We start from the raw sequence: 13,096 nt of genomic DNA, 5'->3' as shown, positions 1-13,096 counted from the left end.
GAGGACAAGCCCGTGCGATTTCCGAACCAACGTTTAGCGCAACTGTTCGATCTGTTGCAAAACGAGACGCTGCCGCAGGACGAGCTGGCGCAGCGGCTGTCGGTCTCCACGCGAACCGTCCGTGCCGATATCACCGCCCTGAACGCGCTGCTGGCAAGCCACGGTGCGCAGTTTATATTGAGCCGGGGCAACGGTTATCAGCTCAAAATTGATGATGCCCAGCGCTACCAGCAGCTGCAGGCATCCCACCCGCGCGCGCTGCGTATTCCCCGGACCGGGCCGGAGCGCGTGCACTATCTGGTGGTGCGTTTTCTCACCTCGGCATTTTCTCTTAAGCTCGAGGATCTGGCGGACGAGTGGTTCGTCAGCCGCGCCACGCTGCAGAGCGACATGGCCGAAGTCCGCGAGTGGTTTCACCGCTATAACCTGACGCTGGAAACGCGCCCGCGCCACGGCATGAAGCTGTTTGGCAGCGAGATGTCGACCCGCGCCTGCCTGACCGATCTGCTCTGGGAGCTGGCGCAGCAGGACAGCCTGAACCCGCTGGTGACCGACGTGGCGCTGAATGCAGGCGTGGCGGAGCAGATGGTGCCCGTGCTACACGAGGCGCTGACGCGTCATCACATCCGTCTGACCGACGAAGGCGAGCTGTTCCTGCGCCTGTACTGTGCGGTGTCGGTGCGGCGCATCAGCGAGGGCTATCCGCTGCCGGAATTCCATGCCGAAGACGTGGAAGAGAACGTGCGCGAGGCGGCGAAGGATATCGCCGTCACTATCCAGCAGCTGGCGGGCAAAGCGCTTTCACCTTCAGAGGAGAGCTGGCTCTGCGTGCACATTGCGGCACGGCAGATCCAGGAGATTGCCCCGAGCGCCATTAACGCGGATGACGACGAAGCGCTGGTCAACTACATCCTGCGCTACATCAACACCCACTATAATTACAACCTGCTCAGCGACGCGCAGCTGCACGCGGACCTGCTCACGCACATCAAAACCATGATCACCCGGGTGCGGTATCAAATCATGATCCCCAATCCGCTGCTGGATAACATCAAGCAGCACTACCCGATGGCGTGGGATATGACCCTCGCGGCGGTGTCGAGCTGGGGAAAATACACGCCGTATGTGATCAGCGAAAACGAAATCGGCTTCCTGGTGCTGCATATCGGCGTCGGGCTGGAGCGCCATTACAACATCGGCTACCAGCGCCAGCCGCGGGTACTGCTGGTATGCGACGCCGGGAATGCCATGGTCCGCATGATCGAGGCGGTGCTGCAGCGCAAGTACCCGCAAATTGAGGTGGCCCGCACGCTCACCCTGCGCGAGTACGAGCTGGCGGAAACGATTAGCGAAGACTTTGTGATCGCCACCGCCCGCGTAAGCGAAAAGTCCAAACCGGTGGTGACGATCGCCCCGTTCCCGACCGATTACCAGTTAGAACAGATCGGCAAGCTGGTGCTGGTGGACCGCACCCGCCCGTGGATGCTGGATAAATACTTCGACGCGGCCCATTTCCGCATTATCGACAAGCCCGTTGACCAGCAAACGCTGTTCCGTGAACTGTGCGCGCAGCTTGAAGGCGAGGGGTTTGTCGGCGCGGAGTTCCTGGATTCTGTCGTCGAGCGTGAAGCCATCGTCAGCACCATGCTCGGCGACGGCATCGCGCTGCCGCACTCCCTCGGCCTGCTGGCGCAGAAAACGGTAGTCTATACCGTGCTCGCCCCGCACGGCGTTCAGTGGGGAGACGAAACCGCGCACGTCATCTTCCTGCTCGCCATCAGCAAAAGCGAATACGAAGAGGCGATGGCGATTTACGATATCTTCGTCACCTTCCTGCGTGAACGGGCGATGTCGCGGCTCTGTAGCTGCGGTGACTTTGCCGGGTTTAAGGCGGTGGCGATGGAGAGTTTGAGTCGGTTTTGAGAGGCGTTATCCAGAATTCGATGTAATGCGAATGTAATGCTAAACTGCATTACACATTCGATTTTACTGGAGGCATAATGGCCACGCTGAACGTCCGTCTGGATGACAAACTCAAAAACGAGGCTTATGCCGTGCTGGAAAAACTCAATATCACCCCAACGGAAGCCGTGCGATTACTGTTTCAGTACGTCGCGGAGACGGGACGTATGCCGGTGAAAACGGTCACGATTAGCGACAGCGAAGATGCGCTGATACAGACGGTCCGGGAGCGACTGGCGAATCCGCAAAAGGGAATCAAGGTTAGTCTGGATGACTTATGAACTGGCATTTGACCCGAGGGCGTTAAAGGAGTGGAGCAAGCTGGGGCAGACTGTAAAAGACCAGTTTAAGAAGAAACTTGCGGACGTGCTGGTGAGCCCCAGGGTCGAATCGGCCCGCCTGCATGGTCTGCCGGATTGCTACAAAATAAAACTCAGATCGCAGGGTTATCGTTTGGTCTATCAGGTTCAGGACAACGTTGTAACGGTATTTGTTATCGCTATCGGTAAGCGAGAGAAATCAGCCGTTTATCATGATGCAAACAAACGGCTTTAGCGTTCATCGCAAATGGTGCACAACCTGGTTGCTGCTGCCGCGCCAGATCAGGGCTGGGTCTTTTAAATCCTGCACGAACTTGCCGTCGACCAGGACGTTAATCAGATCCACTACTTCTCTTTGCTGCGCATTGAGTTCATCCAGCTTATATCCCGTCCAGACCCAAATATCTTTGCCTGCACATTCGCGGCGAATGCGCTTCACCAGCTTCAGGATCTCCGGCACGTTTTGCGGGTGCAGCGGATCGCCGCCGGAGAGGGAAATCCCCTGACGTTTGATGCGCGTGTCGTTCAGGTCGTTGACGATCCGGTCTTCCATTTCGGCGGTGAACGGCATGCCGGAATTTAAGCGCCAGGTGCTTTTGTTATAGCAGCCGGGGCATTCGTGGACGCAGCCTGAAACGAACAGGGTGCAGCGGGTGCCGGGGCCGTTGACGATGTCGACGGGGTAGTATTGATGATAATTCATAGCGTTAACCTGATGCCCTCACCCCGGCCCTCTCCCACAGGGAGAGGGAGAAAACCGGTGGCCGGAATAACTATGTGCTCGATCGGTTCCCTCTCCCTTGAGGGAGAGGGGTAGGGTGAGGGGGAGAACCCTGCGCAGAACTTACCCGATCTGCCCATTCCCCAAATGCTTCACGCGACGCTTCACCTCTTCCTGCTTGCCGGCGTTAAACGGACGCGCGTCCGGGCTGCCGAGATAGCCGCACACGCGACGGGTCACGGAGACGCGAGCCGCATCGTGGTTGCCGCATTTCGGGCAGGTAAAGCCTTTGCTCGTACACTCGAACTCACCGGTAAAGCCGCACTCGTAGCACTCGTCGATTGGCGTGTTGGTCCCGTAATACGGCACGTGCTGATAGCTATAATCCCACACGTCTTCCAGCGCCTTCAGGTTGTGCTGAATGTTCGGGTACTCGCCGTAGCAGATGAAGCCGCCGCTGGCGATCGGCGGATACGCCGCTTCGAAGTCGATCTTGTCGTACGGGTTCACCTTTTTCTCCACGTCGAGGTGGAAGCTGTTGGTGTAATACCCTTTGTCGGTCACGCCTTCCACAATCCCGAATTCGGCGGTGTCCAGACGGCAGAAGCGGTCGCACAGATTCTCGCTCGGCGTGCTGTAGAGGCTAAACCCGTAGCCGGTTTCCTCTTTCCACTGGTCAACCGCGTCGCGCAGGCGCTGAACGATGGCGATGCCTTTTTCGCGCAGGGCCTCGCTGTCGTACATATGCGTATCGCCCGCCAGGGCGTTGATGGTCTCGTGAATACCGATATAGCCCAGCGAAATGGACGCGCGACCGTTTTTGAAGATCTCCGACACGTCATCGTCCGCTTTCAGACGTACGCCGCAGGCCCCTTCCATATAGAGAATTGGCGCCACGCGGGCCTTGACCCCTTCAAGGCGCGCAATACGGGTCATCAGCGCTTTGCGCGCCAGCTGCAGACGTTCATCCAGCAGCGTCCAGAATTCCGCTTCATTGCCTTTCGCCTCCAGCGCGATGCGCGGCAGGTTAAGGCTGATGACGCCCAGGTTGTTGCGCCCGTCGTGGATCTGCTCGCCGTTTTCGTCTTCGTACACGCCGAGGAAGCTGCGGCAGCCCATTGGCGTTTTAAACGAACCGGTCACTTTCACCACCTGATCGTAGTTCAGGATGTCCGGATACATGCGCTTGCTCGCGCACTCCAGCGCCAGCTGTTTGATGTCGTAGTTCGGATCGCCAAACTTGTGGTTCAGGCCGTCGCGAATGGCGAATACCAGTTTCGGGAACACCGCCGTTTTGCGGTTTTTACCGAGGCCGGAAATGCGGTTGCGCAGAATGGACTGCTGGATCAGGCGCGATTCCCAGCTGGTGCCCAGACCAAACCCGAAGGTTACAAACGGCGTCTGGCCGTTGGCGGTATGCAGCGTGTTCACTTCATACTCCAGCGACTGGAAGGCGTCGTAGCACTCTTTCTCGGTGCGGGAGTGCGCATAGCCGTCGGCGTCCGGGATCTGCCACTCTTCGGCCGTTTTACGATGCTTGTTGAAGCTTGCCGTCACGAACGGGGCCAGCACTTCATCAATGCGGTTAATCGTGGTGCCGCCGTAAATATGGCTGGCGACCTGAGCGATAATCTGCGCGGTGACGGCGGTGGCCGTGGAGATTGATTTAGGCGGTTCAATCTCGGCGTTACCCATTTTAAAACCGTGGGTCAGCATGCCTTTCAGGTCGATCAGCATGCAGTTGAACATCGGGAAGAACGGCGAATAGTCGAGATCGTGGTAGTGAATTTCACCACGCTCGTGCGCCGACACCACGTCGCGCGGCAGCAGGTGCTGACGGGCATAGTGTTTGGCGACGATACCGGCCAGCAGGTCGCGCTGGGTCGGGATCACTTTACTGTCTTTGTTGGCGTTTTCATTGAGCAGGGCGGAGTTGGTCTGCTCCACCAGGCCACGGATCTCCTGGTTCAGACGACCGCGCTTCTCACGCTGCACGTCACGATCGTGACGGTACTCAATGTAGGCGCGCGCCAGCTGCTTGTAGGGCCCCGCCATCAGCTGGTTCTCAACCGCGGTCTGGATCTCACTGATATCGACCTGGCTGCGTTCGTTCATCTGGCTGCTAACGACTTCTGCGACGGTGGCGCAGTAATCTGCGTCATCGACTCCCGCTGCTTTAGCTGCACGCAGAATGGCTTCCTGGATGCGCTCTGATTTAAACGGCACTTTACAGCCATCACGTTTCATCACATGCGGTGTCATGATCACTCCATTTTTTGAAAACAGGTTATCCACAGAGGTGGAGAAGTAATAACCGGGCATATTCCCCGCCGGGCCAAAGACTTCCCGCGTTCCCAGCTCGTGTTATCCACAATTCCGGCCAGCGTAAGCGCCGTCTTGTTGTTGGAATAGTAGACGATAAATACAAGATGTTGGGTCGGCGTGCATTTTAAGTGCTACATATAGTGATTTGCATCAAACATGTTTGCGATTTATTTGATGCAGAACAAAGTAAAAAGACGAGAGTACAAACGACGGGCGCTACAGCGATTGTAAAGGCGCGAGAGAAAAATCTGATTATTTACTCAACAAAAACAGTAAAGTAAGCCGGGTGCTGAACCGCACCCGGTAGAGAGAGTTACTGCTGCAACCACCAGACGGCTTCAAACGGACGCAGCGATGTCGTTTGCGGTGCCGGGTAGTTACTTATCACCACCTGCGACCTATCGCTGAGAGCGTCTGCCTGCCATTCCTGCGGTATATTACTCAGGTTCGCCGCCACCATCAGCGTCTGCCCCTGCCACTGACGACGGTAGCACCAAAGAGAAGGATGTTCCGGCAGAAGATCCTCATAATCTCCCCACGTCAGCACCGGCAAGGTTTTACGCAGGCCGATCAGCGACCGGTAGGTGTAGAACACCGAATCCGGGTCGTCGAGCGCGGCGCGGGCGTTCACCGTCTCGTAATTGTCGCAGACGCCAATCCACGGCTCGCCCTCGGTAAAGCCCGCATTGTGCGAAGCGTCCCACTGCATTGGGGTTCGCCCGTTATCGCGGGACTTACTCGCCAGAATCGCCAGTAATTCATCCGGTTCGCGGCCGTTGGCGCGCAGTTCGGCGAACATGTTCAGGCTTTCCACGTCGCGATAGTCGGTGATGCGGCTGAAGTGCGGGTTGGTCATCCCCAGCTCCTCGCCCTGGTAGATATACGGCGTGCCCTGCATGCCGTGCAGCACCATGCCGAGCATCTTCGCGGCCTGTACGCGGTATTCCCCTTCGTCACCAAAGCGCGACACGATGCGCGGCTGATCGTGGTTACACCAGAACAGCGCGTTCCACGCCCTGTTGTGCATCCCCTGCTGCCAGTGGCGGAAGAGGGTTTTCAGCGCCACGAAGTCCGGCTTCGCCTTCGTCCATTTTTCGCCGCCGGGGTAGTCCACCTTCAGGTGGTGGAAGTTAAAGGTCATCGACAGCTCGCGTCCGTCGAGCGAGGCGTACTGCTGGCAGTTCTCCAGTGAGGTCGAGGACATCTCGCCCACCGTCATCAGGTTGCGCGGGGTGAAGACGTCCCGGCTCATCTCCTGCAGATATTCGTGAACGCGCGGCCCGTCGGTGTAGAAGCGGCGGCCGTCTCCGGTGTTGTCGTCCGGGAAATCCTGATCTTTCGAAATCAGGTTAATCACGTCGAGACGCAAGCCGTCGACGCCGCGATCGGCCCAGAACTCGCACACCTTTTTCAGCTCGGCGCGCACTTCTGGGTTCTCCCAGTTGAGATCCGCCTGCTCCGGGGCGAACAGATGCAGGTAATACTGCTCGCTCTCGGCGTGCCAGCGCCAGGCGTTGCCGCCAAACTTGGAGCGCCAGTTGTTGGGAAGCTGCTCCGGCGTGCCGTCGCGCCAGATGTAGAACTGGCGGTACGGGCTCTCTTTGTTCAGCGACTCGCGGAACCAGGCGTGCTGCGTGGAGGTGTGGTTAAACACCATATCCAGCACGATACGGATGCCGCGCTCGTGCGCCCGGGCAACCAGCTCGTCGAAATCATCCAGCGTGCCGTAAGCCGGGTCGATGGCGGTGTAATTCGCCACGTCGTAGCCGTTATCCACCTGCGGGGAGATATAAAACGGCGTCAGCCAGATGGCGTCGATGCCGAGGGTTTTCAGGTAGTCCAGACGCTGCGTCACGCCGCGCAGATCGCCGGTGCCGCTGCCGGTGGTGTCCTGGAAACTCTTTGGGTAAATCTGATAGATGACGCCGTTCTGCCACCAGTGAGGAAGGGTATTCATAGTGCGTTCCTGCAAATGCGAAGGGGCGCAACTGCGCCCCGAAAGAAGAAGTTAAACAATCTGCAGCGAGCCCTGACGGAACTTACGCTGGTAAACCACTGTGGTGAGCGCCATAGGGACGATAATCGCGATGGCCATCGCCAGGGCAAACACCTGCCAGTAAGCTGGCTGGATGGAGAGGATGCCCGGCAGGCCGCCGACGCCAATCCCGTTCGCCATCACGCCGTTCAGACCGCACACCAGGCCCGCCAGACCGGAACCGATCATCGCGCAGAGCATCGGGAAGCGGTATTTCAGGTTGATACCGTACATCGCCGGTTCTGTGACGCCGAGGTAAGCAGAGATGGCTGCCGGAACGGAGATCTCACGCTCGTTGTGCTTGCGGCTGACGATGATGATGCCGGTCACTGCAGAGGCCTGCGCAATGTTAGACAGGGCGATAATCGGCCAGACCGGCGTGCCGCCGAGGCTCTGGATCATCTGCATATCAATGGCCAGCGTGGTCTGGTGCACGCCGGTGATCACCAGCGGGGCGTAAAGGAAGCCAAACAGCGCGGCACCGATTGGCGCAAAGCTGCCGGTCATCAGGTGACGCACCGCGAAGGCCACGCCGTCGCCGATCATGCGGCCAAACGGACCGATAAAGGCGTGCGCCAGGAACACCGCCAGAATCAGCGAGCAGACCGGCACCACCACCAGATAGAGATAATCCGGCACGATGCGCTTCAGGCGCGTTTCAATAAAGCCCAGCGCCAGACCCGCCAGCAGGGCCGGAATGACCTGCGCCTGATAGCCCACTTTGGCGATGGTAAACAGGCCGAAGTTCCACACCTCAGGCACCTGCTGACCAAGTAAGTAAGCGTTCATTAACTGTGGAGAGACCAGCGTGACGCCCAGCACGATACCGAGAATCGGCGTGCCGCCCATCTTGCGCACCGCGGACCAGCAAATCCCGACCGGCAGATAGAAGAAGATCGCCTCGCCAATCAGCCACAGGAAATCGTAAACGGTTTTCAGCGCCGGATACATCTGCGCCAGGGTTTTGCCGTCGCTCATCGGCACATCGCCGATGACGTTACGGAAGCCTAAGATTAAGCCCCCGCTGATCAGCGCGGGCAGCAGCGGGAAGAAAATTTCCGCGAAGTGGGAAATCAGCTGCTCGTGCCACTTCATATTCTGGCGCGCGGCCTTCTTCGCCTGCTCTTTATCGGCAGAAGAGTGCCCGGTTGTCGCCAGCAGAGCCTGATAGTAATCGCCCACTTCGGTACCAATAACGACCTGGAACTGCCCGGCGTTGGTGAAGCAGCCTTTGACCATGGAAAGTTCTTCAATGGCCTTCGGGTTGGCTTTGGCCGGATCGTTCAGCACGAAGCGCAGGCGGGTAATGCAATGGCTGACGGTGGCGATGTTTTCGCGTCCGCCGACCAGGACGATCAGCCGATCGATATCTGCTTGTTTGACTTTACTCATCATGAAACCTCATGACAGATGGTGAGGGGGTGTAATGACCTGAGCGCAAGCCTACTCCTTCAGCGTGACGGCGAAAATGGGAACGTTCCCGAAATCAGGCGAAGATCACAATAATCTGTTTTAGAGGGGTTACGAAAGATGAGCGGGAATGACGATCTGACGGGGCTCTGAACGCCCGTTTATCTGCTCGATCAGCTGCGCGGCGGCCTGTCTGCCGGACTCGGCGTAGCCCGGATCGACGGTGATGATCTCCGGGTGCAGGAATTTCATCAGCGGCGTGCTGCCGACGCTCGCCACCTGCAGGTTATCGATACGCTGCTCCTGCAGATATTTGCTCGCACCCAGCGCCAGGGTATCCGTGGCGCACACCAGCGCGGTGGTCTGCGGCGTCAGAACGCTGGCGGCCTGCTCGTAGCCCTGCTTCATGCCCAGCCCGGGCAGGGAGGCCACGGCGGAGAGATTGTGCTTTTTGCAAAAGGCCAGGTAGGCCTCATGACGGCGCTTGCCGGTGGTGACGTCCGCGTGCGGGACGCCGAGGAAGCTGATGTGGCGATGGCCTTCGTCAAACAGGCGCTGCATCAGGGTGATAATCGCGCCCTCGTCGTCATAGCAGACGGAGGCAAACCCGTGGGCATCGCGCGCCAGCAGCACCAGCGAAGGCTGCCAGGGTTTCAGCATCTCGTCCTTAATGCCGGTAAAACCAAACAGCACCACGCCGTCAATGTTGCGCCGCTGGAGCATACCCAGATGTTCTTCAACCAGCTGCACAGAGAACTGGCTCTCCATCATGATCGGATCATACCCCTGCTCGTAGAAGGCGGGCAGCATGGTCTGCACGGCGAGGTTTTCAGACAGAGAGTCCAGACGCGAGACAATGATGGCGACGACTTTGTCACTCTGCCCGCGCATGGCGCGCGCGGAGCGGGAAGGGGAAAAACCGTGCTGATTCATGACCGCCTCAACGCGCTCGCGGGTGCGTTCGCTGACGCCGCTTTCGTTGTTCAGCACGCGTGAGACGGTCGATTTCCCCACGCCGCTTAAACGCGCGATGTCTTTAATCGTAAGGCGGTTCTGCATGCTGTATTCCCTGTAACAACGACGATGTAGTGAATTGAGCCTAATGCTATAGCGCGATTTCGCTATGGGCAAAGTCTGGTTTACGTTCGGTTTATTTGCAGGGGGGTATAATACCGCCCGAATCGTCATAAAGGGTATGCCTAAATCCCTGTACTGCGCGGCGACACCCTGTTTTTTTACTTACCGGAGGCTTCATGGATCCCGATCCCACACCTCTCCTGAACGGGAGAATGCGTTCTTTCCGGTAAGCCAGCTTTTGCTGTCTCACCGGCGTGAGGCAGCAACGTCTTAAACGTTCCTGCTTGAAAAATTGAGTGCCTCTCAGGTACGGCCTTGCCACGCCTGAAGGAATTGCTGCGTCCGCATTCGCGGATGCGGAGGAATGACTATGTTTAAAAATATCACCCGGCAGCTGCAGGCCCTGCTGAGCCGCCACCTGCCACACCGTCTTGTTCAGCGCGACCCGCTGCCAAACGCCAAAAACATGGCGGGGGCGGCGATCCCCGCGTCCCTGACCGAACGCTGCCTGAACGTGGCGGCGATGGATGAAAACGAAGTCTGGCGCGCGTTCGGCGGACATCCGGAAGGGCTAAACGCGGCCGAAGTGGAAAAAATCCGCGCCGTGCACGGCGATAACCAGATCCCGGCGCAAAAGCCGTCTCCGTGGTGGGTGCACCTGTGGCTCTGCTACCGCAACCCGTTCAACCTGCTGCTGACCGTGCTCGGCCTCATCTCCTACGCGACGGAAGATCTGTTTGCCGCAGGCGTCATTGCCCTGATGGTGGGCATCTCCACGCTGCTGAACTTTATTCAGGAAGCCCGCTCCACCAAAGCGGCGGACGCCCTGAAGGCGATGGTCAGCAACACCGCGACCGTCTCGCGCGTGATTAACGATCTCGGCGAAAACGCCTGGGTGGAGCTGCCGATCGACCAGCTGGTGCCGGGCGATCTGGTGAAGCTGGCCGCGGGGGACATGATCCCGGCGGATTTACGCATCATCCAGGCGCGCGATCTGTTCGTCGCCCAGGCCTCCCTGACCGGGGAATCCCTGCCCGTTGAAAAGGTGGCGCGCAGCCGCGACCCGCAGCAGATGAACCCGCTCGAGTGCGACACCCTGTGCTTTATGGGCACCACGGTGGTGAGCGGTACGGCGCAGGCGATTGTCACCGCCACCGGGGGCAACACCTGGTTTGGTCAGCTTGCCGGGCGCGTCAGCGAGCAGGAGAGCGAGCCAAACGCCTTTCAGAAAGGGATTGGCCGCGTCAGCATGCTGCTGATCCGCTTTATGATGGTGATGACGCCGATCGTGCTGCTGATCAACGGCTACACCAAAGGCGACTGGTGGGAAGCGGCCCTGTTCGCGCTCTCCGTGGCCGTTGGCCTGACGCCGGAAATGCTGCCGATGATCGTCACCTCCACGCTGGCGCGCGGGGCGGTGAAGCTCTCTAAACAGAAAGTGATCGTTAAACACCTCGACGCCATTCAAAACTTTGGCGCGATGGACATCCTCTGCACCGATAAAACCGGCACCCTGACGCAGGACAAAATCGTGCTGGAGAACCACACCGATATCTCCGGCAAAACCAGCGAGCGCGTCCTGCACAGCGCGTGGCTGAACAGCCATTACCAGACCGGGCTGAAAAACCTGCTCGACGTCGCGGTGCTGGAAGGGGTGGATGAGGAATCCGCCCGCACGCTCTCCGGGCGCTGGCAGAAGGTGGATGAGATCCCGTTCGACTTCGAGCGCCGCCGCATGTCGGTGGTGGTGAGCGAGCAGACGGACGTGCATCAGCTGATCTGCAAAGGGGCGCTGCAGGAGATCCTCAACGTGTCGACGCAGGTTCGCTATAACGGCGACATCGTGCCGCTGGACGACACCATGCTGCGCCGCATCAAGCGCGTCACCGACAACCTGAACCGTCAGGGGCTGCGCGTGGTGGCGGTCGCGAGCAAGTTCCTGCCCGCGCGCGAGGGTGACTATCAGCGTATCGACGAATCCGATCTAATCCTCGAGGGTTACATCGCCTTCCTCGATCCGCCGAAAGAGACCACCGCGCCGGCGCTGAAAGCGCTGAAGGCGAGCGGTATTACCGTCAAAATTCTCACCGGCGACAGCGAGCTGGTGGCGGCCAAAGTGTGCCATGAAGTGGGGCTGGACGCGGGCGACGTGGTGGTGGGAAGCGATATTGAGCACCTGTCCGACGACGAGCTGGCGAAGCTTGCCCAGCGTACCACGCTGTTTGCCCGCCTGACGCCGATGCACAAAGAGCGCATCGTCACCCTGCTTAAGCGTGAAGGGCACGTGGTGGGCTTTATGGGCGACGGCATCAACGACGCGCCCGCGCTGCGTGCGGCGGACATCGGTATCTCCGTCGATGGGGCGGTGGATATCGCCCGCGAGGCGGCGGATATTATTCTGCTGGAAAAGAGCCTGATGGTGCTGGAGGAGGGCGTGATCGAAGGGCGCCGTACCTTCGCCAATATGCTCAAGTACATCAAGATGACCGCCAGCTCCAACTTCGGTAACGTCTTCAGCGTGCTGGTGGCGAGCGCGTTTCTGCCGTTCCTGCCGATGCTGCCGCTGCATCTGCTGATCCAGAACCTGATGTACGACGTGTCTCAGGTAGCGATCCCGTTTGATAACGTCGACGACGAGCAGATCCAGAAGCCGCAGCACTGGAACCCGGCGGATCTCGGGCGCTTTATGCTGTTCTTTGGGCCTATCAGCTCCATCTTCGACATCCTGACCTTCTGCCTGATGTGGTTTGTGTTCCACGCCAACACCCCGGAACACCAGACGCTGTTCCAGTCCGGCTGGTTCGTGGTAGGTCTGCTGTCGCAGACGCTGATTGTGCACATGATCCGCACCCGCCGTATTCCGTTCATCCAGAGCCGCGCCGCGTGGCCGCTGATTGTGATGACGGGCATTGTGATGGCGCTCGGCATCGCGCTGCCGTTCTCGCCGCTGGCAGGCTACCTGCAGCTTCAGGCGCTGCCGCTGAGCTACTTCCCGTGGCTGGTGGCGATCCTCGCGGGCTATATGGTGCTGACGCAGATGGTGAAAGGATTCTATGCGCGTCGGTATGGGTGGCAGTAATTTTTTACCCTCACCCTAACCCTCTCCCTGAAAGGGAGAGGGGACCGCTCGGTGTCGCCTTTCACCCTCGCTCCTTTGGGGAGAGGGGGCTGGCTTTCCTCCCAAATTCAACAACCTGTGATCTCCGTCGGCGCATTCGCTTGACGACAAATTGAGCGCATGTTAAC

9 protein-coding genes are annotated in these 13,096 nt (G+C 59.0%); 4 read left to right on the top strand and 5 right to left on the bottom strand.

Features of this window, described 5'->3' with window-relative positions; genetic code table 11:
* Positions 1-12 precede the first annotated feature (12 nt).
* The 3 genes from M2422_RS12160 to M2422_RS12150 all read left to right on the top strand — a co-directional run bounded on the left by M2422_RS12160 (position 13) and on the right by M2422_RS12150 (position 2,517).
* Positions 13-1,923, top strand: coding sequence for a transcription antiterminator (locus tag M2422_RS12160; protein WP_064673139.1), 1,911 nt, complete (start codon positions 13-15; stop codon positions 1,921-1,923).
* Positions 1,924-2,000: 77 nt separating this feature from the next.
* Positions 2,001-2,243 carry a type II toxin-antitoxin system RelB/DinJ family antitoxin gene (locus tag M2422_RS12155; RefSeq protein WP_008501400.1) on the top strand — a complete coding sequence of 81 codons (243 nt, stop codon included), beginning with the start codon at positions 2,001-2,003 and terminating at the stop codon, positions 2,241-2,243.
* Positions 2,233-2,517: a type II toxin-antitoxin system RelE/ParE family toxin gene (locus M2422_RS12150; protein WP_033144499.1), complete on the top strand. Its 285-nt coding sequence runs from the start codon at positions 2,233-2,235 to the stop codon at positions 2,515-2,517. The genes M2422_RS12155 and M2422_RS12150 overlap by 11 nt, the downstream gene beginning before the upstream one ends.
* Positions 2,518-2,520: 3 nt before the next feature.
* Here M2422_RS12150 and nrdG read toward each other — a convergent pair whose 3' ends face one another.
* The 5 genes from nrdG to treR all read right to left on the bottom strand — a co-directional run bounded on the left by nrdG (position 2,521) and on the right by treR (position 9,832).
* Positions 2,521-2,985 carry an anaerobic ribonucleoside-triphosphate reductase-activating protein gene (gene nrdG / locus M2422_RS12145; protein ID WP_033144500.1) on the bottom strand — a complete coding sequence of 155 codons (465 nt, stop codon included), beginning with the start codon at positions 2,983-2,985 and terminating at the stop codon, positions 2,521-2,523.
* A 141-nt stretch (positions 2,986-3,126) separates the two neighbouring features.
* Positions 3,127-5,265, bottom strand: a complete 2,139-nt coding sequence (gene nrdD, locus M2422_RS12140; protein WP_032662478.1) for an anaerobic ribonucleoside-triphosphate reductase — start codon at positions 5,263-5,265, stop codon at positions 3,127-3,129.
* Positions 5,266-5,641: 376 nt separating this feature from the next.
* On the bottom strand, positions 5,642-7,285 hold the full coding sequence (treC, locus tag M2422_RS12135) for an alpha,alpha-phosphotrehalase (protein WP_064673140.1): 1,644 nt from the start codon (positions 7,283-7,285) through the stop codon (positions 5,642-5,644).
* A 51-nt stretch (positions 7,286-7,336) separates the two neighbouring features.
* On the bottom strand, positions 7,337-8,755 hold the full coding sequence (gene treB, locus M2422_RS12130; RefSeq protein ID WP_029739268.1) for a PTS trehalose transporter subunit IIBC: 1,419 nt from the start codon (positions 8,753-8,755) through the stop codon (positions 7,337-7,339).
* 129 nt (positions 8,756-8,884) lie between these two features.
* Positions 8,885-9,832 carry a trehalose operon repressor TreR gene (treR, locus tag M2422_RS12125; protein ID WP_047174646.1) on the bottom strand — a complete coding sequence of 316 codons (948 nt, stop codon included), beginning with the start codon at positions 9,830-9,832 and terminating at the stop codon, positions 8,885-8,887.
* A 388-nt stretch (positions 9,833-10,220) separates the two neighbouring features.
* On the opposite strand from treR, the gene mgtA reads away from it, so the two are divergent.
* On the top strand, positions 10,221-12,929 hold the full coding sequence (gene mgtA / locus M2422_RS12120; RefSeq protein ID WP_047174645.1) for a magnesium-translocating P-type ATPase: 2,709 nt from the start codon (positions 10,221-10,223) through the stop codon (positions 12,927-12,929).
* Positions 12,930-13,096 lie beyond the last annotated feature (167 nt).

The sequence above is a fragment of the Enterobacter sp. SLBN-59 genome, from assembly GCF_024807915.1.
Lineage (GTDB): Bacteria > Pseudomonadota > Gammaproteobacteria > Enterobacterales > Enterobacteriaceae > Enterobacter > Enterobacter asburiae_B.
This window is presented reverse-complemented; position numbering and strand designations above follow the sequence as displayed.